This is a genomic window from Methanosphaera sp. BMS (assembly GCF_003268005.1).
Lineage (GTDB): Archaea > Methanobacteriota > Methanobacteria > Methanobacteriales > Methanobacteriaceae > Methanosphaera.
Genome location: NZ_CP014213.1, coordinates 2,759,136 through 2,782,856 on the forward strand (window position 1 = coordinate 2,759,136; position 23,721 = coordinate 2,782,856).

The window sequence follows — 23,721 nt, forward strand, 5'->3', positions numbered from 1 at the left end:
TATGCCAACACTCATTTATCAAAAAAAAGTTAATATAGGTTTATGTACCTATATCCCAGCTGTTCATGTAGTCTTTTTGTTCTGTGGTCAATTCATCTATTTCTATGTTCATGGCTTCCAGTTTGAGTCTTGCCACTTCAGTGTCTACTTCATCTCTTGTTTTATATACGCCCGGGGCCATGTCCTCTTCGAGGATGCGTTTTGCTGATAGTGCCTGCATTGCAAAGCTCAAGTCCATTATCTCTGCTGGATGTCCTTGACCATGTTCACCAGCTAAGTTTACAAGTCTTCCACCAGCCAGGAGGTATACGTTTCTTCCATCCTTTAGGGTGTAGCATTCAATGTCCGGTTTTATTGTTTCTTTTGATTCGGTTATTTTAAGTAGGTCTTCCTCATTGATTTCCACGTTGAAATGACCTGCATTTGCAAGCATACATCCATCTTTAATATATTCGAAGTCATCACCGGATATGATGTCTCTATTACCTGTTGCAGTCACGACAATGTCTGCTTCCTGCAGTGCCTGTTTGATGGTCATTACACGGTATCCATCCATTCTGGCTTCAAGTGCTCTTATAGGGTCTACTTCTGTGACGATTACGTTTGCTCCAAGTCCGTCTGCTCTCATGGCAATTCCTCGTCCACACCAACCATATCCACATACCACTACACACTGGCCTGCTATTACGGAGTTTGTCGTTCCCATTATTGAATCGAATGTTGATTGACCCGTACCATATCTGTTGTCAAAGAGGTATTTCATATATGAATCGTTTACTGCCATAACTGGTATCTTAAGTGCATGGTCCTGGTGCATTGCTTTAAGTCTGTGGATACCTGTTGTTGTTTCTTCACATCCGCCCAGTAGGTTTTCAAGAAGTTCCGGTCTTTCCTTATGTATTAAAAATATTAGGTCTGCTCCGTCATCGATTACAATGTCCGGTTCATAGTCCAGTACCTTGTTCAGGTGTTCATAGTATTCTTCATTGGTTTGTCCGGTCCATCCGTACATGTTCAGGCCTAGTTTTGCTCCTGCTGCTGTTGCATCATCCTGTGTTGAGAGGGGGTTACATCCTGTCATCACCACTTCAGCTCCACCTGCCTGAAGTGTTAATCCGAGGTTTATTGTTTTGGGTTCAAGGTGTAGACATGAACCAATGGTAATGCCCTTGAATGGTTTTGTTTTTTCGAATTCCTTTTTGATACTTTCAAGTACGGGCATGTGTCTTTGTACCCATTTAATCTTTTTTTCACCTTCCGGTGCTAAGTTAATATCTTTAATATCATATGCCATGTTTTTATCTTCCTTTTAGTTTTTTATCTATTTAAGTTATATGTCATTTCTATTTATTAAATTTTAATAAGTTAAATCTATTAATGGGATTTTTTTTAATTTGTATTGTCTTTATTAATAAAAATCAATGCTGTCAAGTTAAGATTTTTACTTATTTTTATACCTTAGTTTACTTATTCTAACCATTATTTACTTTAATTTTGCTTAATCCCATAGTTTATTTAATCATATTGAATATTATAAGTGTTTATTTTTATTTGAGCTTATTTTAAGAATAAATTATAGTTTAATTTATATATTACTTATTATATATTATTATTTAGATAATTAACATTGTATTTATTTTTGTTTTTTGTTATTATTTTGTGTGGATTTGAGTAATAGTATTTTAGTGGTAATTATGTTTTTATGTAATTATTTGTTGGAAAAATTGGGAAATTTTAATAATTATGTTTGTGATTTAATATATTTTAGATGAGATAAATATGTTCGTAATCGTAAATTGCTTCAGGAGTGTATTATGAAGTATGTTACCTGGAATCGTGGGCGTACTACTGCATTGGAGGCTTTGTATTTTATTGGAGAATTTTGCGGTGACATTGATATGGATGTGTCTAAAAGGTTATTTCTCAAAAGAAGAATGATTATTGATCTGCAGGTTTATATTGATATGAATGGAGTTTATGGTTATAAATGAGTTAATGTTAAAAATTATGCAATTAAACTCATATTTGTAATAAGACTTAAAAAAGACACATTCATAAATCAAAGGTATAAACAAATAATGATGATGAAATAATTGAAGTACCACTCCATAAATCATTCATAAAAACAATAAATGATGAATAATTAAGAATATTTGCATCAAAACAAGAAAAACCCAAATTAAGAATAATTAATATTCAATTACCAACCGGAGATAATTTTTCATAAATTATATATCTAATGCAGTATATAATATTATTGTTATTAAGCATGAATTCAATTACATATAGAAGATGGTGATATGAAAAAGATTAGAAAGATTTTTATTGTATTATTGTTTTTATCATTATTTCTATTAGCTTCAAGTGTCAGTGCTAATAGTACAAATATTGAGGATAATAGTGATTTGAAAGAGGATTGCTGTAGTCAGGTAAGTGAAGAGGGTGATTTATCAGGAAATCCTGCCAGTGAATGTTATGAAAAATCATTGGATGATAATCAAACTGTTACGTCAGATAAAATAATCAAAGAGGATAATAAGTCTAGTGTTAAATCGACTGATAATGATTTTGGTTTAAATGATTCTGGAAAACAGTTGGTTAAGAATCATTTAGCTGATAATTCGAAAAAACAAGGGATTAACTTGGATTCATTAAATGCATGGCTTCAAAAGATTAATTCAACTATTGAAAGAAAAATATTTGATGATATAATGCCTATGTCAGTTGACTTGGATCCAAGTCATGATATAATTATTTCAGTAGGTTATGCAGAGGGGAGTATGGTTATTGATTATCCACGAAATACCATGATTGGTGAAGATTTAGATTTAAGAGTGAATTTTTATCCGCATAACAATTTCACGGATGGTTATGTTATATTTAAGATAAATGACGTTACATTAAAGGATAATAAAAAATTTTCAGGCTCTTCTAATCCGTTGAAAGTTCCAATAGTTAATAATACTGCCATGACTACCATTAGAATTGATAATTCATTAAAAAATGCACATACATTAACAGCCATATACCAGGGTACATCCAATATCACAACAAAAAGGATGTCAATACCGATACGTATAAGACCCAGAAGTGCATCAATTAATGTTACAACCAGCAAAAAAATGGTTAAACAGGGTGAACGAATAACATTAACAGCAAATATACATGATAATAAAAGTGATAAATTACTTTCATCCACTGATGAATATGTTTTCTTCAAAGTTAACGGCTTGACTTTGAAAGATTCCCACAATGAAACATTAAAAATAAAGGTAATAAATGGAATAGCCACTACCAATTATACAATACCTCTTGGTTTAGCTGGTATCACAGATAGTAAAACATTTACTGTTAAAAATCATACAATAACAGCTTGTTATGTTAATAAAAACTATAATATGGCAAAAAACAATAACATTTTCCAAGTCACAAGATCCACCATATCAATCGATATAACCAATGTCACTATCAATTCAAAATGTAGGTTAAGTCTTAATGCTACCATCAGGGATTATCTTGGAAATAATGTATTAGGCCCCAATAAGTTTATCATAAAAATTAATGGAATAAGCATTAAAAATGGAAGTAATCCAATCTATTATTACTCTGAAAATGGAGTGCTGAATATCAACAATATCCAAATTCCACACTTAAAAAACTACTCTTCAGTTGAACTTGTAACACAGGATCGTCTAGCCTACTTTAGTCAAAGAAACATCACTACAAAGATAAACATAAACAATGAAAGTAATAATGTGAAAGTAATAATAAACAACAAGACATATAACATTCAAGTGGAAAATACCCCAACCGGTAGTGAATTTTTAAAATTACTGCCACAAACATTCAGGATGAAGGAACTTAACGCTAATGAAAAATATGTCTATATCAATACATCATTAACAGCCAACCCCCTTAGTCCTGGAAAAATAAACAGGGGAGATGTCATGTTATATCAATCTGACTGCATTGTATTATTTTATAAGACATTTGACACTTCATATTCATATACGCCTATCGGACACATTGAAAACTTAGATAACCTGGATAGCAGTGATATGAACATAACATTTGACAGATACTAAGACTATAATAAAAATCATTTTCTTATCCCCCTTCAACTATTTTTTCAAAATAAAATATTTCACAGAAAGATGTAATATTATCAATATTTTATTCAAAATGATACTTGTTGGTGTTGAATCATGGGTTGGTTTGATATGAAAAGAGAGTTTGTTTTTAAACTTAATTAGAAAATATTGCATAGTTTAATCTTATTTTGTTATTTTAAAAAGAGAGTGTGCGACAATTATTTTGCTATGCGAATTGTATATAATTTAACTATGTATTCTCAATGCTGTCAAGTTAAGATTTTTATTTATTTTAATTCCTTATTTTACTTATTCTAACCTTTTATTGTGACTGTTGAATGTTGGGTTGGTTTTGTTTAGTTGTATACTGTGTTCATGTTGATTGGTGTGTTTTGTTTTAGTACTATTCTGTGGGTCCATCTTATTTGTTGTTCTCTTGTTCTTCGTTTTAATCCTTTGAGTGTTCTGAATATTCTTTTTTGACTTCGTGGTAGTGTTGTTCTGTAGTAGTTTTCTATTGTGTTGTTTGTTGCTGGTATTTCGGTATCCATTAAGTGATTTAGGATTTACATCTAAGTCTGGTTTGATGTTGTCTAGGAATTTTGCTATTATGGGGTTTAAGTAGTTTTTTTTGATTGTATAATGTGTTGTATCTGCGTTGGGCTTGTTTTATTGTTTTTGAATCCCATATTTTTTGTATTCTTTCTTGATTATAGTTTATTTCTTTTAGTTCTTTTGTTTTTTCTTTGATTTCTTTGTGGTGCTTTTTAATATCTTGTTCTAGTTTTTTTATTTGATTGTGTTGTCTTCTTGTTTTTTTATCACTTTGGGGTATGGGTCCGATGTATTTCTTTTTGTTGTTTTGTATTTCTTTTATTTTTTCTGTTTTGTCTTCGATTTTTTGGTTTAATGTTTTTATTCTTCGTTCTATTTTGTTTTTGTGTTTTTGTAGTGGTGTCATGAGGTTTTGCATTATGTGGAAGAAGCATCTGTGTTGTATTGCTCCAACTGCTTCTATTATTGTTTTATATCCTTTTCTACCATCAGTTATTATAACCTTTAATGGTAATTTTTCTAAATGTTCTTTAAAGAAGTTTTCTAGTGTTTGATCATCGAATGCTTCTTTACTTATTAATTCATCAGCAATTATGAGTTTATTTTTATAATCAATGATGGTTAATCGTAGATATAAGTTTTTATTGATGAAAACGTATTGTTCGTCATAACAGTATATTCCTGATGGTGTTATGTTCATATCTTCGATTTTTTCAACGCCTCTTTATTGTTTTGTATTTAATGTATTCAAATGATGTTAACTAAGTTAATTTGAAGTTAAATTTTTATTAAAAAAAGAAATAAAATAGAAGACGTCTTCTATTTTTATTTTATGGTGTACATTATATGTTTAGGGTATAATGTGATTTAATTTTGGTGTTTAAATAGTTATATGTGTCGTTTTGGATGTGAATAAAATGTTTATTTATTTTTTGGAGGCTTTAAACATTTACACATATGGCTTTTTTATGGTATTTCTATTTTTTAGGAGTTTTTAATAACTTTTGATATATTTTTTGGAGTTTTTCCCATGTATTTTAATTGGAGTTTTGGAGTTTTTTAATATTTTATTTTAAGGGGTGATTTTATGCTTTAAAAGTGGGTGGAATGTATCATATTTAACTATATGATACTAGTTCCTGATCTTTTTTGGGTTTTACTTTTTCCATTGCTTTGTTGAATTCGGACATGTATACTTCTTCTGCGTCCATGTCTTCTCTTAAGGTTAGCATTACAGCTTCACGGCATACCGCTTCGATGTCTGCTCCAACGTATCCTTCTGTTTTTTTAGCTAATTGTTCGATGTCCACATCGCTTGCCAGTGGGATGTCTTTGGTGTGTACTTTGAATATTGCTATTCTGGATTCTAAGTCTGGAAGTCCCACTTCGACGTGTCTGTCAAATCTTCCAGGTCTTAGGAGTGCCGGGTCGATTATGTCTACACGGTTTGTTGCTGCTATTACTGATATGTCATGTAGCTCTTCCATACCGTCCATTTCTGTTAAGAGTTGGTTTACCACTCTTTGTGTTACTCCACTGTCACTGTTGAGTCCTCTGGTGGATGCGATTGAGTCGATTTCATCGAAGAATATTACTGTTGGGGCGGTTTGTCTTGCTTTTCTGAAGACTTCTCTTATTCCTTTTTCGGAGTCTCCTACCCATTTGGATAGTAGTTCCGGTCCTTTTACGGAGATGAAGTTTGCATCACTTTCGTTTGCCACTGCTTTTGCAAGTAATGTTTTACCTGTACCCGGACTACCTGTAAGTATCACTCCTTTTGGTGGGCTGATACCGAATTTTTTGAATTTTTCAGGATTTTTAAGTGGCCATTCTACTGCTTCCTTGAGTTCCTGTTTTGCTGATTCGAGTCCGCCTACATCTTCCCATGTTACATCTGGTATTTGTACCAGTACTTCTCTTAGTGCTGATGGCTGGATTTCTTTTAGTGCATCTTTGAAGTCACTTTTGTGCAGTACCATTTTTTCGAGTACTTCCTGTGGTACTTCTTTGTCTGTCTGTACTTCAGGCAGTATTCTTCTTAGTACTCTCATTGCGGCTTCTTTACATAATGCTTCAAGGTCTGCTCCTACAAATCCGTGGGTTACTTCGGTTAGTTCGTCAAGGTTCACATCTTCATCAAGTGGCATGCGTCTGGTGTGTACTTCGAGGATCTCTTTTCTTTCATCTTTGTCCGGTACTCCGATTTCTATTTCTCTGTCGAATCTTCCAGGTCTTCTTAGTGCTTCATCGATTGCATCTGGTCTGTTGGTTGCACCGATAACTACCACTTCACCTCTGCTTTTTAGTCCATCCATTAATGTTAAAAGTTGTGCTACTGTTCTTCTTTCAACATCGCCTGTTACTTCTGCTCTTTTTGGTGCTATTGCATCTAGTTCATCAATGAATATGATTGATGGGCTGTTTTCTTCTGCTTCTTCGAATAATTCACGTAGTTGTTCTTCTGAACCTCCGACGTATTTGCTCATTATTTCAGGTCCGTTTATTACTATGAAATGTGCATTGGTTTCATTTGCCACTGCTTTTGCAAGTAATGTTTTACCTGTTCCTGGTGGTCCGTGTAGTAGTACTCCTTTTGGTGCGGATATTCCTAGTTGTTTGAATAGTTCTGGTCTTTTCAGTGGAATTTCAACCATTTCTCTGATTTTTTTGACTTCGTTTTCTAATCCACCGATGTCTTCGTATGATACGTCTATTAGGTTTTCTGCTCCTTCGAATTTGCTTGGATCTACTGGTTTGGTTTCCATTTCTATCTGTGTGGAGTCTGTGATTTTTACAGGACCTAATGGTTTTGTGTTAACTACGGCTAATTTTATTTCTCCAATGGATGCCATGTTGGACATCATTTGGTTGATAATTTCATCAAACATCATATTTGGTTTTGGTTGTGGTTTTCTTATGCCGGTTACTATGATGTCTCCTTTGTTTACGATTCTGTTTAGGAATACTCCGTTAAGGTTTCCCTGTATTGCAATTTCCTGGTCTACTGGTGCAAGTTTTACTTTTTTGGCTTCTTTGATTTGTGCTGGTCTTATTGTTACTTCTTCACCTATGCTTGTTCCCGCATTTCGTCTGATGTAGCTGTCTATTCTTAGTATTCCTAGACTTATGTCTGATTTGGATTCCATTACACTTGCTGTTGTGATTTTGTTTCCTTCTATTTCTATAACATCTCCATCTTTAAGGTTTAGTTCTTCCATGCATTTTGGGTCTAGCCTTGCTACAGAACGACCTATGTCTGATTGTGAAAATGCTTCTGCTACTTTTAATTTTAATTCATTTTCCATAGTTTTTCCTCCTTTTTAATTTTATGAATAATTATTATGAATTTGATTATTTAGCTGTTTTTTTGATAATTTATTTCAGCTAATATTTTTGATTTCTTTTATTTACTTTTTGTAATTATAAGTTTATATCTTTTAGTATATAAAGGTTACTAAAATATGAAAATTAATAAAAAAATTTATTTTCTAAAAATACGCTATGAAAAAAAGTATAAATCTATAAATAAAAAGAAAGGACCTTAATAAATTCTAAAAAAATTAATAAAAAATATATGGATAAAAAGAAAATGAATGAATAGTTGCCGGGTAAAATTAGGCTTTATCTAATTTTTCCACCTATACCTCTAAGATATTTTTCAACAATGGTCTTGTCTTTTTTATTGTAGGTGGTGTAATTGAATGTTAAGCTTACCTTGCCCGCTTCAATTTGAGGTCCATGATATTCCTCAATCAACTTGACACTTACAACCTCCTCTATTTTTCCAATCAAATCAATAAGAACCTCCCTATCACAACTGTTATCCAACAGCACAGATACGTCAAAGGAGTACAGCTTTAAATTTTCCTTCTTCCATTTCTCTAATTCTTTACCAAAAAGGATAAATACGTTGGATAAGTTTAATCTGACTTCCTTATTGTTTTCTTCAATTATGACATGCCTTGCATCAACCTCTTTTACAATACCCCTATGAACATTGTGTGAGTACTGATGTTTAAGATAAACTTCCTTTCCTATCTGTTTTGTAAGATATGTCACCTCGTATGTAAGAACACTTATGGCCTTATCCGATCGTCCAAGTGCATCTTCAAATTCATTCAAATGCTTTGCCGATTGGGTCATATTGTCCACGAAGGAATCCACATCATCCTCATCAACATATTCGGCTAGCTTAATGCTTTCTTCTATAAGTGTATTACGTGCTAATGATGTCATCTTATTTGATTTTTGTATGGAATAGTAAAGGTATGGGTTTTGTGAAACTATACGGCTAATCATGTCCAACATTAAACTATAAACGGGACTGGCAAATTCTCTTGACTTCTTAACGCTGATATTTAGCTTGTTGATTGTTGATGCTATGCTGATGTATGAAAAGTGTGTCAAACCCTGAACAACGCTCATGGTTTTGTCATGTTCTTCAGGACTGCTAATGACAATTTGGGTACGGTTGTCCTTGAAATAACCTATGACCTTATCGTACCAAGTGTCGCACCTGTTTTCAATCGGCGTTATAATTATTACCTGGCCTTCCAGTGATGGAATTCTTGGCCCGAACATGGGGTGACATGACAATATTTCACAGTCTGAAGGTGCATATTCATTCAACGCTTCTGTTACATCCATCTTCACAGAACAAATATCCACCAATAGACAACCACTAGGAGCATGTGGGGCCACTTCTTTAATGGTATTGACCATATGTTCGATAGGTACGCTGAATACTATGATTTCGGCATCGCTTACTGCCTTGATGTTGTCCTGTTCATATCTGGCTCCTATTTCTCTTGCAACAGTCTCTCCATATTCTCTATCTCGACTAGTTATTTTAACATTGTAATTGTCTTCAATTAATTTGCAGGCAATCCATTTACCCAGTCCTTTACTTGCACCTATAACCGTAATGTTATGATTGGCCGTTGTCATTTTCTATCCATCCTTACATTATTTTCTTTATTTATAATTTATGTTTGTCTTTTTTTATATTTCTATTGTAGGGAGTTCTTTCTTTGAATAATATTGGTTGACGACATTTATCAGCTCTTCAAGTTTTTCGTTTTCACATATTCTTCTTATAGAGTTTAGTTCATCAATATTTTTTAAATACACGCCTCTTCTTTTTGTAGGTTGCCCATTCAATGATGGATTTACTTCTATGAAAACAGTTTGACAGTCATTATGGGTTGGTGTCTTAACTATGTATACTCCGTCAAGGTTTGTTCTTATCTTTTCCCATGGTGCCGCTTGTTCTACGGCTTTTACTAAGTTTTGTTTTTGTTGCTTGTTCATAATTATTTTTTTTCACCTGTTTGATTTGTAATACATTTTATGTTTTTATTAATATAAAAGTATTACTATTTTGGTTATTGATTATTACTTAAAAATTATATGGATTGTACGATATATATTAAGAATAGAGGATTCAATATGCAAATCAAAAATCAGGATAAAAAAATAGGATTAATTGAAGTAGTGCCCGAAACGCTCGATGATTTATGGCATTTATCACACATCGTAGAGATAAACGATTACATATCCACATTAACTACCAGAAGAATTCAGGATACAAACAGCGGAAAGACAAGGGCAGATCGTGGAGTGAAAAAAACATTCTATCTGGGATTGCGGGTAGAAAAGATATCCTTCCATAAATACACTGGAACATTAAGATTTACGGGAATAATAGAATCAGGGCCGGAAGATCTGATACCGTTGGGATCTCATCACACAATAAACATGCAAGTAAACAACAGTCTGAAGATACAGAAGAAATGGAACAAATGGGCACTTGATAGATTAACCCAGGCAGTTAACGCTTCAAAAAGAGCAAATGAAATAATAGTGGCGATAGAAGACAATAATACTGAACTGGGATTAATAAAGCAATATGGGATAGAATATGTAGGTCCAATAATAGGGGATATCAGCGGTAAGCAAAACATCGACAAAAACAGAAAGGAAAAAATCAAGCAATACTATGAGGATATAACAAAACTAATACTCCAGCACATGCCAGTAAATAAACTGATAATTATCGGCCCGGGATTTACAAAAAATGACTATTACAACTATCTGGATGAAAAACATCCCGATTTAGCCAAAAATGCAGTGCTGGAAAGTACGGGGGCAGGAGGACATGCCGGAATCCAGGAAGTGCTTAAAAATGGACTAATACAAAACTTAACAAAGGATGCAAAAATAGCAACCGAAATATCACTTGTGAACAAATTGCTGGAAAATATTGGAAAATCATCAAATCTCGTCACGTATGGGATAAAACAAGTGGAAAATGCAGCCAACATGGGAGCTGTAGAAAAATTATTGGTCGTGGATGAACTCGTAAGACAAGACAATATACAAAAGATAATGAACACTACCGAGAATATGGGTGGAAACATTGAAATCATAAGCAGTCAACACGATGGAGGAAAGCAATTGGAGGCATTGGGTTCCATTGCCGCATTTTTAAGATATCCTCTATGATAATGGGAGGCAATGATTAAATTTTTCATAAGAATTTTTTTATTTTTCTTTAATATTAAATAAGCTCTGTAGAAATCCTATGAAAAAACAATTAAAAGTAATACTTTTATCAAAATATTTATATACTACTTTAAATAAAATTATTAACTATACCATTAGTAATATTTTATTATATATATTTAATATTTTATTATTTTTGGTGTGTAGATAGTTGTTATGTATAAGAGTTTTGTTGTTCGTATTTATCCTGATGAGGTTCAGGAGAGTTTTTTTATTAATCAGTTTGGTTGTTGCCGTTTTGTTTTTAACACTTTTCTGGATGCTAAAAAGACTGTATACTCAGATAATGGAGAGTATTTGTCTTTTTATGATTGTTCGACTATGTTGACTGAGTTGAAGAAGTCTAAGACTTGGTTAAAACGAGTTGATTCACAAGCTTTGATTGAATCGTTGAAAAATTTAGAAAATGCTTTTGACCGATTTTTTAAACACCTTAGCAAGTATCCACGCTATAAAAGTAAGTATAATCCGGTACAATCTTATAAAACCAATAATATCAATAACAACATCAGAATTGAAGGTAAACGTATTCGTCTTCCCAAGGTAGGTTGGATACGATTTCGTACACATCAAAAGATATCCGGCAAAATACAATCTGTCACTGTTAAACAAAAAGCATCCGGTAAGTATTTTGTTTCTATTTTATGTAAAGATGTCACAAGGCATGTTTTTAAGAGTAATGATCGTAGTTGTGGTATAGATTTGGGAATATCACGTTTTGTCACAATAAACACGGGCGAAATAATACATTTCCCACAACAAAACAAGATCATACAATTAGACAAGAAAATACAAAGATTTCAAAGAAAACTATCCAAAAAAGAAATTGGCAGCAAAAACTACAATAAAATCAAAAAGAAGATAGCCTTAGCATATGAAAAAAGACATAACATACTAGACTATCATTTCTATAAGATAGCACAACGATTAACAGAAAAATATCACGTAATCTCTATGGAAACACTAAACATTAAAGGCATGCTAAAAAACAGCAGACTATCACGAAGTATACAAGAAAAATCATGGCACATGTTCACCAGAATACTAGAACAAAAAGCATACGAACACGGACGAAAACTAATACACATAGACCAATGGTACCCATCCAGCAAAACATGCAACAACTGTAAATACCACAAAGAAGACCTAACACTAAACAACCGAACATGGACATGCCCCCTATGTGGTAATAGACATGATAGGGACATTAATGCTGCTAAAAATATACATCAGGAAGGATTAAAAATAATTAATCAAATACAATATTGATTACTATATTTATTTATATGAACCGAGGGTTTCCCGGGGATCGCCTGTACCACTTACTATGCTGCGTTGGCGGCAATTAGGCCGGAATCAAATGACAAATACAATTACTCAATATGAGTGAGAATTGTATATTGATGAAGAAAGGATAATATTGAAATAGAATATATTCCCTCTGTAAAAAATTATATTTGAGTTATTACTCATACTTCACTCAAATCAAGGTTTTCTACAGAGCCATTAAATAATTATATTTAAATGTATAATAAACAAAAATATAATATAGTGATAACAGTACTTACCTCAATAATAAAATGACTAGTGTTAAAAAAGTTATGTGCTGTTACATTAATTAATATGAAGGGTGAGTAAATGGAAATATATATGTTATGGATAATTGGATTAATACTTACTCTAATCTTAACAACAATATTTACAGTATTGTTTACAAAAATCAAAGGAAATTTATTCGAAGATATTCGAGGTGGAATACCAAAAGGTGTTGGAATAGCACCATTTATAGTAATGGTTCTTCTGTTTCCGAAACCATACAATATTCTAATTGCAATTATTGGGATAACGGCCTTTATTGATGATATAATAGGACGTAAGAAGTTAACATCATACCTTGAAGTAGGACAGCTAATGCGTGGTCTGGGTATAATAATTGTAATGCTATGGGGTTATTATATAATGGGCCCAATAGCAATATTGGTGGCACTGATGGTACAAATATTCAATATCGCAGACATGGAACCGGGAGTTGCATGTATCGCTGTATTGATAATGTCTGCCGTATCATTCACAATATTGGTATTGATGCATTCACCATCATACTATCTGCCGGTACTCCTATTTGTAATCTGTCTGGGTTACATATCACAGGATTACTCAGGATATATTATGATGGGAGAAATAGGTAACCATTCCTTCGGTGTTGCACTTGGCGTATGTTTCGCATTAGTTTCAGCAGCACTTGCAAAAGCAGTATCACCAGTAATGTTCTATCCTGTAGAATTCCTGATAATGTTAATACTATTCCTAATGACTGCTATAATCATAGCATATTTAAGAAGAGAAACGTTACATTATTATCTTGAAAGATATCTGGATATTCAAAATCCAACATTTGGAGATTATGTAATGGATGTATTAACCGGTGGAGGATTAGGAGATTTAATTAGAAAATTACTGTTGGGAGATAAGCAAATAACAATTAAAAACTCCTTTGCAATTGCACTGGGTGCTAGAAGATTAGTTTATAATCCGGTTAAAAATACATCTAACTAAACGATTCATTTTATTCAAATGAATAATTTTTTCTTATTTTTTTTTAGTTTAAAAAGAGGGTGTGCAACAACTCTCATTAAATACTATTTTTTTATAACTTTAATATTCTTTATTTTTTAATTCTATTCGTCATGTTTTTTTATTTTTTGTTATGATTTTTGTTTTAAATTTTAATTTTATTATAACTGTTATTTAATAGGTATATTTATATATAACCTTGAATAAATATATTATATAGAATAATATTATTAATGGTTTTGTTATTTATGGTTTTGCGTGATGATACTATTGGTTAGACTTTTTTGTTACCTACGGATATTAGAACTATGATTCCTGGGGATCATGTTTGTTTTTTTATTGAGAAGATTGTGAATTGTGTGGATTTTAGTGAAATTGATTTTCAGTATGTTGATACTCCTGGTCAGAAGGCTTATCCTGCTGCTATGTTGGTTCGTATTATTATATTAGGTACTATTTATTCAATTCATAGTAATCGTAAGTTGGAGCGTATTGTTCGTGAGAACATTGTGTTTATGTATTTGGCCGGTTTTCAAACTCCTGTTTTCAGCACTATCGCTGCTTTTAAACGTGACCATCAGGATTTAATTGAAAAAGTATTTCTTGAAACAATAAATTATGGTCACAATAAATATTTGATTGATTTGGATAGTATAAGTGTTGATGGAAGTAAAACACGGGCATATGCCAATAAATATAATAACTTAACTAATGAGGATGTATTGAAACTGTTACATATCATCAGAAAAGGAATCATTACTGATGTGGAAGAGAATAAAGCATTGGAAAATCGTCAGAACAAGACCATTAAAAATGAAGAGGATAAAAAGGAACAAATCAAAGAAGCGTTAAAAGAATCACGTAACATCAAAGTAAAACAGGATGAAAAACCACAAACAGTTAAGAAAATAATTCCGGAAGAAAAAGATGAAAAACAGAAATTATTAGATGATTTTCGTAGCAAACCAATGAAAAACAGTATGAAACATGACGAAAGCAAATTTGATGAAGAATTGTATGAATTAATTGATGATAATGATTTAAACTTCTGTGGAAAACAGATACTAAAACAGGCAATAGAACATCCAGAAACAGCATACAAACAAGTACGTAAATTAGAAAAATGCAAAGAAGAACTTGAAAAAAGTGGTAAAAACACTGTAAATTACACAGACCCTGAGGCAAGAAAAAGTCCTAACAAAGAACAAGTCATGCAAACAGGATATAATGAACAAATTGTAGTAGACAACAAAAATGGAATCATAATAGCAGTAGATGTAACACAAGACGCAAACGATCAAAACCAACTATTGCCCATGATAGAACAAACACAAAACAACCTTCAAGAAGCATTAAACATCACAACTGAAGAAACAGAACAGTTAATCCACAACATGGATATACTGGCAGACAACGGATACTACAAAGACGAAATAGTACATAAAAACTATGAAGAAGAACATTACAACATATTAATGCCCAACAGGCAACAAGCATCAAAACAAAAAGACTGCTTAAGAAGAAAAAGTCAGAGAAAACAGAACCACAACAAAAAAGATGGATTTTCAAAACACAACATGATAAAAGACGAAGAAAACTACTGCTACATATGTCCTGAAAACAAAATACTACCAGTACAACAGGTCTATCCTGGAAAATACAATGATAGAATAATTTATTACACATCTGAATGCAGTAAATGTCCTTCCAAAGACATATGCTTAACAAATAAAATGACGGGAAAAGTAATAACAGATTACACAAGCGAAGCCAAAGAACTACTAGCATATAACTTCGAAACACCAGCAGGAGAGAAACAATACTCTAAGAGAATGCCAATGGTAGAACCACGATTCGCATACAACAAATACACACTAAAATACAGACAATATCACTTAATAGGATTAAATAATGCAAAAATGCAACAAACACTCATGGCCACAGCACAAAACATAGTAAAAATACACAACATAGAACTAAAAGAACAACAAAACAATAAAACAATAATAGATTTAACTTAAAAAATAGAATAAAAATTAAAATAATAAATTAGTGTCAAGGAACAATTATTCTAAAAACCCAATAATTGTCGCACACCCTCAAAAATAAAGAAAAAAAGATTTTTAATGTTATATATAAAACAATAATGAAAGTGAGTTATAATATACTTTCAATTTCTTGAATAAATTCTTCAGCATTGCATATTATTTCTTCAGCTAATTCTCTGGAAAATACAGCTGAAAAATCATAACTTGACTTATTTCTAATATCTCTAGCATCGTAAAGATAGCCATAACATTTCCTGCTGAAAACGCCTTTCTTAACACACTTTGATAATTTCCTTAAAACTCCATCATGTGTTTTAGTATATATATTTCTTTTATTAAAATATGCCATAGCTGATGAATGCATAGCATAATAAGACAAAGTAATAGAATCTCTATAGTGTTCTCTTTCAAACAACATTTTACTGGAACTTAAGTTTTACTTAGCCACATTAAGAGCATCAGTCCAATCATCCAAGAACAACACCCTCTTTGAGTACATTGGATAAAAACATATTATTCTTAGTTTTATTAAAATGTTCTTCTGTCATTAAATGTGGTGATATAACTTCCCCACAATCAAGAATCACATCAACAGCTAACTCATTTACTTTAGATCTTAATTTATCAGCATTTTTCGAAACAATTAGAATATCAATATCAGAGTTAGGAGTGTCCTGTCTTCGAGCAACAGAACCATATAACATGATTAATGTAATATCTTCAGATTTTAATTTTTCTGCAAATTGTTTAGCTAAGTTAATTCTATTAATCAAATAAACTACCTCCTAATCATTAATAATATAACATCATATTCCTTTAAAATAACAAATGATATTCATTCTTCATTATATACTAGTATATTTTCATCATATTTAAATATATTACTTGAACCTCTCCTTCTTGTAGAAGACGGAGATTCTTGGGTTGTAAGTTTTTTTTGGAAATTAAGTATACCAAGCTATCCCCCACGTCCCGTGGGTTCACATATATATGTATCTTTTTAATTAATTGTTATGGTATTTTTTTTTGAAAGTATGTTTAAACCTTCTTGTAGTATGTTTATGGCTTGAGTTGACGTCACGGTCATGGGTGGTTTTACAATCGGGACAAGTCCATTTCTTTATCTAAAGTTAAATCGTTAAATTTGTAACCACATATGCTGCAATAGTTTACTGGATGGGTAAAATCAATCTGTTTGTATGAAGTTTCTTTTATTCCAGGATGACCTGTATTTTAGCCTGTTAATGAATTTGCTGATACTTATCCTTTGAGAGTTTGGAGGATAATTTGTTGTTTTTCATCATTGCTTTGATGTTTAGAGTTTTCATACAAATTTTGTTTTTTCATGCTTTTTGAGGAATTTTTTAGCTCTGTTATGCTCAAATAATTTATCAGTCATGTTTAATCTCTTGTTCTAGTAATGTTATTCTTTCATCCAATTCTTCTAATGTTATTTCAGAAACATTATTTAAGTTTCCCCTTTCAAAATTTTCTATTTCTTTATTGTAAAATTCGGCTTCTTCATCAGAAAACTCTTCATTTTCTATATAATAATCTATTAAACGATTTATCACATCATTAAAAGTATCTTTTTTAGAAGCTAATTCAGATAAAGCATTATGTGTACTTACACTTATTTTGATAGTTTTAGTCATCATGTTAACACCTAATAATAGTATACTTGGTATACTATATAAATATTGCTATCAAAACTTTATCAGAAACGTCAATATCACCAGACATAATATTTTTGATAATGAAATATCATGAATCATTGCAACTGAATAAATAGTCATGTGGAATATTTTGGTGATAATTAGGCCGAATACAACACTAATGAACACTATCAGGTAGCATGTGGCTTGTAAATAATTGAAAAGCATGAACTGCCAATGACTGAACAAAAATAGAAAACAATAATAAATAGCAATACACACAGGATTAACACAATGGGAAAAAACTCATCAGCGAAAAAACAACAATGAACATAGCATCAAAAGAAGCAACACTCACAACAGAAGTATCACAGCAACACCCTGTTCACGGATACAACTAACTGCAATGATAAATGAAAAAAAACGATAAACACAAGTAAAACTCGACTTCAATGTACAGTAAAACTGTTAAAGACTTAAGCGTCAAAGTTGAGTACGCTAAGCTAGCTAACGGTACTGTAAGTGTAAACTATACAATACCGGAGTCTATGAAGGCTGGTGACTACACCATTACTGCTATTTACATGCCGACTAGTGGAGACAGAGTGGATAGTAATGCTGTTTTGGCTGTAATTTAAGCTTAAAGTATGCATTCACCTTAACCTCCCATTTTTTTTAATTTTTAAAAAGATTAAGTACCTGAATTCACTAGGTGGTAATCTGATGAATATGTGTCAAGAAGTTATTAGTTTATATTAACTATCTATCAGGTATCTCCAAAAATATATTTATTCCATTATATTTAATTCACATATAAATGAATCATTTGATAATACATTTAAGCATATGTGATGTAAAAAAAAAAATAAAGACTTGTAATCTGAAAAGTGATTTAAACGATATTGCAATAGAGTTCATCAGAGGAGATCAATCACCAAAACATTATTTTATACTAAAAACTCAAAGTAACTAGTATTTTGAGGGTGTGCGACAACTCTCCCAAAATGAGTAATTTTTTATTACTTTAAATCTCTTTATTTTTAATTTATTTTATTATCTATTTTTGTTTTTTGATAACTTTTTTATTTTGATTTATATTTGAATTATAGTTTTTGTTTTATAGGTATATTTAAATATAACCTTTTATAAATATATTATATAGAATAAGATTATTAATGGTTTTGTTATTTATGGTTTTACGTGAAGATACTATTGGTCAAACATTTTTGTTACCTACAGATATTAGGACTTTGATTCCTGAGGATCATGTTTGTTTTTTTATAGAGAAACTTGTGAATTGTGTTGATTTTAGTGAAATTGATTTTCAATATGTTGATACTCCTGGTCAAAAGGCTTATCCTGCCGCTATGCTGGTACGAATAATACTTTTGGGCACCATATATTCTATTCATAGTAGTCGTAAGTTGGAACGTATTGTTCGTGAAAATATTGTATTTATGTATTTAGCTGGATTTCAAACTCCTGTTTTTTAGTACTATTGCAGCTTTTAAACGTGAACACAATGATTTGATAGAAAAAGTTTTCCTGGAAACAATTAATTATGGACATAATCGTAATCTGATTGATTTTGACAGCATTAGTATTGATGGGAGTAAAACCAGGGCATATGCTAATAAATACAATAATTTAAGCAATGAAGATGTTTTAAAACTTTTATACATCATTCGCAAAGGAATCATAACTGATGAAGAAGAGAACAAAGCGTTAGAAAATCGACAAAATAAAACCATTAAAAACGATAATGATAATAAAGAACGGATTAAAGAAGCTTTAAAAGAATCTAAAAATATCAAAGTAAAATCTAATGAAAAACCACGAAGCATAAAGAAAATAGAACATCCTGAATCTGATGAGGAAATTGAAGAAGATCAGGAAACGTTGGATACTTATCGTAAAAAGCCAATGAAAAGCACCATGAAACATGATGAAAGCAAATTTGACGAAGAAATGTATGAATTAATTGATGAAAATGATTTAAACTTCTGTGGAAAACAAATACTAAAACAAGCAATAGAACACCCCGAAACAGCCTATAAACAAATACAAAAATTAGAAAGATGCAAAGAAGAACTAGAAAAAAGTGGTAAAAACACAGTAAATTACACAGACCCTGAAGCACGCAAAAGTCCTAACAAGTAAAATAATGCAATCAGGATATAACGAACAAATAACAGTAGACAACAAAAACGGACTAATAATAGCAGTAGATGTAACACAAGATGCAAATGATCAAAAACAATTAATACCCATGATAGAAAAAACACAAGAAACTTTACAAAACGCATTAAACATATCACAAGAGGAATCAGAACAAATAATACAAAACACGGATATACTCGCAGATAATGGCTATTCTACTAATCAAACAATACATAACATATACGATGAAGGAAAATATTCAATTTTAATCCCCAACAAACAACAAGCAACTCAACAAAAAGATTGCCTAAAAAGAAAAAGCCAAAAACAAAACAACAATAAAGATGGATTTTCAAAACACAACATGATAAAAGATGAAGAAAACTACTGCTACATCTGCCCAGAAAACAAAGTATTACCAGTACAACAAGTCTATCCTGGAAAATACAACGACAGAATAATATACTACACACATGAATGCAGCAAATGCCCTTCAAAAAACATATGCTTAACCAATAAAATGACAGGAAAAGTACTCACAGACTACACCAGCCAAGCCAAAGAATTACTGGCCTATAAGTTTGAAACACCACATGGACAAAAACAATACAAAAAACGAATGCCAATGGTAGAACCACGATTCGCATACAACAAATACGCCCTGAAATACAGACAATATCACATATTAGGGCTGGAAAATGCAAAAATGCAACAAACACTCATGGCAACAGCACAAAACATAGTGAAAATACATAATCTAGAACTTAAAGAACAATCAAAAAATAAAATATTAATAGATCTAACTTAAAAAAATAGAATAAATATTAAAATAATAAAATAAACATCAAAGAACAAGTATACTATATACTCATAATTGTTGAACACTCTCAAAAACGCTTTACTTTTTTTGTTAAATCTACATTTACATTATTGTTCTATTTTTTCAAAGTACTCATCTCTGGCATCGACCATTGCCTTAATATTGTTTAAAGGTGTCTCATAAGCAATATTGCATCCTGGTCCTAAAACATCCACCATTTTATCAAGACATTTTGCTGATTCTTCCTTGATTTGTTCCTCATTTTTCATAAGCAAAGTTTCGCCGATGGCCAAATTTCCACAAATGGCTGTTTTACTACCTATTTTCTCTTTAATTTCCCTTGTATAGCTAATATCTACCTCCTGGGATATGCTTAGGCCTTCATATCCACATGAAAGCATATTTTCTATGTTGGGATTTGTATCACCACAAATATGCAATACTCCTGGAACATCCATGGAGTCTGATAACTCGACAAGATATGGCTGAATCAAATCAACAAACAGATTGGGTTTTACAATGTTTGTTGTTGAACTGGGATCGTTGACGACTATGCAGTCAACGCCGATATCCTGATAAAATTTCACTTCCTCTACCAGTTTACTGTTAATTTCTTCAAGTGCATCCTCAATATCAAAGTAATCTGAGTTCAGCATTTTGATTATTTTGCCCAAATCCACCAAATCGGTCAGTAATGTAAAAGCACTTGTAATTTCTCCTATAATCGGTACATCTTTATCATCATATCTTTCATGAATAATCTCCACGGCTTTTTCTATAACTGGAAACTGGCCCAGATTAATGAAATCATCCGGAAGTTCAACGTCTTCAGGCATGTCAAAGGGGGATTTGCTTATTACAGGGGCAAGAGATCCTTCCTGTCTTTTGAAAAAGTGGCCCACGGATTCTGATTCAAACCATAAATCAAGGGGTACTGTTATTCCTTCAAGTTGAGTATACTCATAGACCAAACCGGCCACTTCGGCCATTTTTTCCGCATCATGGCAAGCCTCATTAAAATTTGTATTGGCCTTGGAAAGTAGTTCTGTTGTCAGTACTGATGGAAAGGCCGTAACGGGTGTTTTTTCACAATCCTTTCCATTTAAAGCATTTATCAAATTATCTTTCATATTCATGGGAACACCTTGGTAATTTTGTTGTCTTAAAAATCTTTATTTATACTTTTATCGGTATTGTTAAATATTTTTTTTGACTTTGACAATTTGGCAACAATTATGAAATAAATTTCCATCATAATTCTTGAAGTAATGTGTCATTAAATCATTGAATGTCTTACAATCTTAGTATATGCTCACACTAAAAATGAGATATATTGAACCGCCTTGTTTTAAAATAATTATTTGAATCTGCAATGTATATGTCAGTTATAAAATCATGATTTGATAATGATATTGTTTTGGAGAAATAATAATGACAGTTACGCATTTTCATTATGTGCAATCGGCGTGTCAATAAACCCTTTCATAAAATTCACTTAAGAACATTATGCTGAAGTTATTATTTAATCATTTACTGTAATCTATTAAACTTAACGAATATCATTTTCAAGATGTATTTAAAATAGGTACTTTAGACATAACTAAAAAACAAAACATTTATATAGTTATGCTATTATACTATTTCTATCTACTATAGAGTTAGGAGTGATTTTATGTATGAAGTTGTTTTAGAAAGAGAAGATTGTGTAATGTGTGGAAATTGTGTCGATTTAGACGAAACACTATTTACATTTGATGATGATGACAGGGCAACAATCGTGGGTTCAAATAGGGACGGAGATGTTGACGAATTGGAAATCGATGATATTGAAGTCTATACAGAAGCTGCCGAAAACTGTTCTGGTGAATGTATAGAAGTTTATGATGAGGAAGGAAATCCAGTATAAATATATCCATCTTCCACCTTCATCACTTTTGAGTATCCCCTATTTTTTTAGTATAAAGTTTAATTATTATTCTTACAATCTATTTTCAAACTAATTATTTGCCAAGAATATCTTGCACCTGCTTATTTTTTTTCCCAAAACTTAATAATAATTTCATACAAAATATCTAATATCTATAAATTATAAGATATTATAATTTTTTCAGGAAGGGAATTTAATGAAATTATTGATTTTTGTCACAGGAAGAGGTATTGGTGGAGATGCATTGATTGCATATAACGTAAAAAAATACTTGAAACAGAATGGTATTGATTCTGAAATAGTATTGGATCCAAAATCTCCAGGTTACTACTTTAAAAAACGAAATATTCCATGGTTAACCTCACCAATACCAAATGCCGGAGGCCATGCAGCTTCCAAAATCAAATTATTAAAAGCAGCAATAAAATCACTCATGGCATCAATAAGGGGTTCATTATTAATACGAAAAGAAAAGGCTGATGGGGTAGTTGGAGTTGTTGGTGGAGGTGCAATCATCGGTGCTCTTTCTGCTAAACTGGCTCGAGTTCCAGCAGTGACAATGGTCAGTACACCAACGGATACCTCAATATCCATGAAACTTAATCCGACATTAATGCTTCCGGAATCACCGGAATACTCTAATCCCAAAGATTCTTCCTCAAAGTATGAAGTTAAAAAAATATATTCTCCAATTAACTTGGACATAATGGGGGGCAATAAAGAGAACATAATTGATAAATTACCCTCAGCATTTGATGTTTCAAAGGATTCAATACTCTTTGCGTCAGGTTCAACATTATTTGACGATATGGCAAAGGCCGCACGTAAATTTGCAGAAGAAACTGATGATTATAACATATTCGTAATAGGCGATCCATTAAAAGAGGAGTTGAATGATATCATAGATTATCCAAATATAATTAACCTTGGGTATATCAATTATATCGCCGATTTATATGACCTGATTGATTTGGCGGTTATCACTGATGATGGATTAACATTGCATGAGACCATGGCCTGTCAAATACCGGTGGTTGTGGTGTTGGGCGTAAAGTATGGACGTTATCATAACCTGGCAAGTGTATTTGAAGGAGCCGTACTGGAAAGTAATGTTGACAACATAACTGATGTTGTTCTTAAAGCATTGGATAATAAGCAATCAATGAAAGAGGCAGCCGGAAAATATTCGGATGATTTGTTGAATGCCCCAAATGAAATGTGTGATTTCATAAAAAAACATATGAAAAAATAGTTAAAAGAGTTTTTAAAAACTCATTATTCTTTTTTTAATTTTTAATTCTCAAACAGTCTTTTTTAATAGGAATAG

Annotated in this window: 21 protein-coding genes and 1 pseudogene; 12 read left to right on the top strand and 10 right to left on the bottom strand. The window is 31.8% G+C overall.

Going from position 1 to position 23,721, the window contains the following annotated elements; all coding sequences use genetic code 11:
• Positions 1-40 precede the first annotated feature (40 nt).
• On the bottom strand, positions 41-1,294 hold the full coding sequence (locus tag AW729_RS10540; RefSeq protein ID WP_112125078.1) for an adenosylhomocysteinase: 1,254 nt from the start codon (positions 1,292-1,294) through the stop codon (positions 41-43).
• A 520-nt stretch (positions 1,295-1,814) separates the two neighbouring features.
• On the opposite strand from AW729_RS10540, the gene AW729_RS11350 reads away from it, so the two are divergent.
• Positions 1,815-1,991 (top strand): hypothetical protein, encoded by a 177-nt coding sequence (locus AW729_RS11350; RefSeq protein ID WP_162685903.1) that lies wholly within the window; start codon positions 1,815-1,817, stop codon positions 1,989-1,991.
• 309 nt (positions 1,992-2,300) lie between these two features.
• Entirely contained in the window at positions 2,301-4,085 is a 1,785-nt protein-coding gene (locus tag AW729_RS10545) for a cyclophilin-like fold protein (protein WP_112125079.1), read from the top strand.
• 362 nt (positions 4,086-4,447) lie between these two features.
• On the opposite strand, the gene AW729_RS10550 is transcribed toward AW729_RS10545, so the two are convergent.
• From AW729_RS10550 to AW729_RS10570, 5 genes are all read right to left on the bottom strand, one after another.
• Complete coding sequence (locus AW729_RS10550) at positions 4,448-4,642, bottom strand: hypothetical protein (protein WP_112125080.1); 195 nt, start codon at positions 4,640-4,642, stop codon at positions 4,448-4,450.
• Positions 4,643-4,650: 8 nt separating this feature from the next.
• Complete coding sequence (locus tag AW729_RS10555; protein WP_112125081.1) at positions 4,651-5,346, bottom strand: transposase; 696 nt, start codon at positions 5,344-5,346, stop codon at positions 4,651-4,653.
• Between the two features lie 418 nt (positions 5,347-5,764).
• On the bottom strand, positions 5,765-7,951 hold the full coding sequence (locus AW729_RS10560) for a CDC48 family AAA ATPase (RefSeq protein WP_112125082.1): 2,187 nt from the start codon (positions 7,949-7,951) through the stop codon (positions 5,765-5,767).
• A 316-nt stretch (positions 7,952-8,267) separates the two neighbouring features.
• Positions 8,268-9,593, bottom strand: coding sequence for a prephenate dehydrogenase (locus tag AW729_RS10565; protein WP_112125083.1), 1,326 nt, complete (start codon positions 9,591-9,593; stop codon positions 8,268-8,270).
• 54 nt (positions 9,594-9,647) lie between these two features.
• On the bottom strand, positions 9,648-9,956 hold the full coding sequence (locus tag AW729_RS10570; protein WP_112125084.1) for a hypothetical protein: 309 nt from the start codon (positions 9,954-9,956) through the stop codon (positions 9,648-9,650).
• Between the two features lie 138 nt (positions 9,957-10,094).
• Here AW729_RS10570 and AW729_RS10575 point away from each other — a divergent pair, with 138 nt between their 5' ends.
• The 4 genes from AW729_RS10575 (at position 10,095) to AW729_RS10590 (ending at position 15,805) form a co-directional block, all read left to right on the top strand.
• Positions 10,095-11,150 carry an mRNA surveillance protein pelota gene (locus AW729_RS10575; protein ID WP_112125085.1) on the top strand — a complete coding sequence of 352 codons (1,056 nt, stop codon included), beginning with the start codon at positions 10,095-10,097 and terminating at the stop codon, positions 11,148-11,150.
• A 216-nt stretch (positions 11,151-11,366) separates the two neighbouring features.
• On the top strand, positions 11,367-12,479 hold the full coding sequence (locus tag AW729_RS10580; protein ID WP_112125086.1) for an RNA-guided endonuclease TnpB family protein: 1,113 nt from the start codon (positions 11,367-11,369) through the stop codon (positions 12,477-12,479).
• A gap of 369 nt (positions 12,480-12,848) precedes the next feature.
• Positions 12,849-13,766, top strand: coding sequence for a cell wall biosynthesis protein (locus tag AW729_RS10585; RefSeq protein WP_112125087.1), 918 nt, complete (start codon positions 12,849-12,851; stop codon positions 13,764-13,766).
• A gap of 302 nt (positions 13,767-14,068) precedes the next feature.
• Positions 14,069-15,805 (top strand): IS1182 family transposase, encoded by a 1,737-nt coding sequence (locus AW729_RS10590; RefSeq protein WP_257791386.1) that lies wholly within the window; start codon positions 14,069-14,071, stop codon positions 15,803-15,805.
• A 136-nt stretch (positions 15,806-15,941) separates the two neighbouring features.
• On the opposite strand, the pseudogene AW729_RS10595 reads toward AW729_RS10590, so the two are convergent.
• The 3 genes and pseudogenes from AW729_RS10595 to AW729_RS10605 all read right to left on the bottom strand — a co-directional run.
• Positions 15,942-16,253 (bottom strand): annotated as a pseudogene (locus tag AW729_RS10595) (HEPN domain-containing protein); the annotation flags it as partial.
• A gap of 46 nt (positions 16,254-16,299) precedes the next feature.
• The gene (locus AW729_RS10600; RefSeq protein WP_112125090.1) at positions 16,300-16,605 is read right to left on the bottom strand and encodes a nucleotidyltransferase domain-containing protein; all 306 of its coding nucleotides are present in this window, start codon (positions 16,603-16,605) and stop codon (positions 16,300-16,302) included.
• 618 nt (positions 16,606-17,223) lie between these two features.
• On the bottom strand, positions 17,224-17,490 hold the full coding sequence (locus tag AW729_RS10605) for a hypothetical protein (protein WP_162685904.1): 267 nt from the start codon (positions 17,488-17,490) through the stop codon (positions 17,224-17,226).
• A gap of 449 nt (positions 17,491-17,939) precedes the next feature.
• Between AW729_RS10605 and AW729_RS10610 the strand changes: the two genes are divergently transcribed.
• From AW729_RS10610 to AW729_RS10625, 4 genes are all read left to right on the top strand, one after another.
• Positions 17,940-18,125, top strand: coding sequence for a hypothetical protein (locus tag AW729_RS10610; protein ID WP_112125092.1), 186 nt, complete (start codon positions 17,940-17,942; stop codon positions 18,123-18,125).
• Positions 18,126-18,677: 552 nt separating this feature from the next.
• Entirely contained in the window at positions 18,678-18,980 is a 303-nt protein-coding gene (locus AW729_RS10615; protein WP_162685905.1) for a transposase, read from the top strand.
• 34 nt (positions 18,981-19,014) lie between these two features.
• Positions 19,015-19,647 (top strand): hypothetical protein, encoded by a 633-nt coding sequence (locus tag AW729_RS10620; protein WP_112125094.1) that lies wholly within the window; start codon positions 19,015-19,017, stop codon positions 19,645-19,647.
• 4 nt (positions 19,648-19,651) lie between these two features.
• A complete protein-coding gene (locus AW729_RS10625; protein ID WP_112125095.1) occupies positions 19,652-20,455 on the top strand; it encodes a transposase in 804 nt (267 codons plus the stop codon).
• A 119-nt stretch (positions 20,456-20,574) separates the two neighbouring features.
• Here AW729_RS10625 and AW729_RS10630 read toward each other — a convergent pair whose 3' ends face one another.
• Positions 20,575-21,603 carry a uroporphyrinogen decarboxylase family protein gene (locus tag AW729_RS10630; RefSeq protein ID WP_112125096.1) on the bottom strand — a complete coding sequence of 343 codons (1,029 nt, stop codon included), beginning with the start codon at positions 21,601-21,603 and terminating at the stop codon, positions 20,575-20,577.
• Between the two features lie 536 nt (positions 21,604-22,139).
• Between AW729_RS10630 and AW729_RS10635 the strand changes: the two genes are divergently transcribed.
• Both AW729_RS10635 and AW729_RS10640 read left to right on the top strand, forming a co-directional pair.
• Positions 22,140-22,373, top strand: a complete 234-nt coding sequence (locus tag AW729_RS10635; RefSeq protein WP_112125097.1) for a ferredoxin — start codon at positions 22,140-22,142, stop codon at positions 22,371-22,373.
• Positions 22,374-22,590: 217 nt separating this feature from the next.
• Positions 22,591-23,646: a glycosyltransferase family 1 protein gene (locus AW729_RS10640; RefSeq protein WP_112125098.1), complete on the top strand. Its 1,056-nt coding sequence runs from the start codon at positions 22,591-22,593 to the stop codon at positions 23,644-23,646.
• The last annotated feature ends 75 nt before the right edge of the window (positions 23,647-23,721 follow it).

Bases quoted from the DNA above. Each gene is read 5' to 3' on its own strand.
- AW729_RS10575 (WP_112125085.1), top strand. From the start codon at position 10,095: ATGCAAATCAAAAATCAGGATAAAAAAATAGGATTAATTGAAGTAGTG.
- AW729_RS10635 (WP_112125097.1), top strand. From the start codon at position 22,140: ATGTATGAAGTTGTTTTAGAAAGAGAAGATTGTGTAATGTGTGGAAAT.
- AW729_RS10545 (WP_112125079.1), top strand. From the start codon at position 2,301: ATGAAAAAGATTAGAAAGATTTTTATTGTATTATTGTTTTTATCATTA.
- AW729_RS10560 (WP_112125082.1), bottom strand. From the start codon at position 7,951: ATGGAAAATGAATTAAAATTAAAAGTAGCAGAAGCATTTTCACAATCA.
- AW729_RS10625 (WP_112125095.1), top strand. From the start codon at position 19,652: ATGCAATCAGGATATAACGAACAAATAACAGTAGACAACAAAAACGGA.
- AW729_RS10570 (WP_112125084.1), bottom strand. From the start codon at position 9,956: ATGAACAAGCAACAAAAACAAAACTTAGTAAAAGCCGTAGAACAAGCG.
- AW729_RS10640 (WP_112125098.1), top strand. From the start codon at position 22,591: ATGAAATTATTGATTTTTGTCACAGGAAGAGGTATTGGTGGAGATGCA.
- AW729_RS10555 (WP_112125081.1), bottom strand. From the start codon at position 5,346: ATGAACATAACACCATCAGGAATATACTGTTATGACGAACAATACGTT.
- AW729_RS10630 (WP_112125096.1), bottom strand. From the start codon at position 21,603: ATGAATATGAAAGATAATTTGATAAATGCTTTAAATGGAAAGGATTGT.
- AW729_RS10565 (WP_112125083.1), bottom strand. From the start codon at position 9,593: ATGACAACGGCCAATCATAACATTACGGTTATAGGTGCAAGTAAAGGA.
- AW729_RS11350 (WP_162685903.1), top strand. From the start codon at position 1,815: ATGAAGTATGTTACCTGGAATCGTGGGCGTACTACTGCATTGGAGGCT.
- AW729_RS10585 (WP_112125087.1), top strand. From the start codon at position 12,849: ATGGAAATATATATGTTATGGATAATTGGATTAATACTTACTCTAATC.
- AW729_RS10540 (WP_112125078.1), bottom strand. From the start codon at position 1,294: ATGGCATATGATATTAAAGATATTAACTTAGCACCGGAAGGTGAAAAA.
- AW729_RS10580 (WP_112125086.1), top strand. From the start codon at position 11,367: ATGTATAAGAGTTTTGTTGTTCGTATTTATCCTGATGAGGTTCAGGAG.
- AW729_RS10610 (WP_112125092.1), top strand. From the start codon at position 17,940: ATGTACAGTAAAACTGTTAAAGACTTAAGCGTCAAAGTTGAGTACGCT.
- AW729_RS10615 (WP_162685905.1), top strand. From the start codon at position 18,678: ATGGTTTTACGTGAAGATACTATTGGTCAAACATTTTTGTTACCTACA.
- AW729_RS10550 (WP_112125080.1), bottom strand. From the start codon at position 4,642: ATGGATACCGAAATACCAGCAACAAACAACACAATAGAAAACTACTAC.
- AW729_RS10605 (WP_162685904.1), bottom strand. From the start codon at position 17,490: ATGATGACTAAAACTATCAAAATAAGTGTAAGTACACATAATGCTTTA.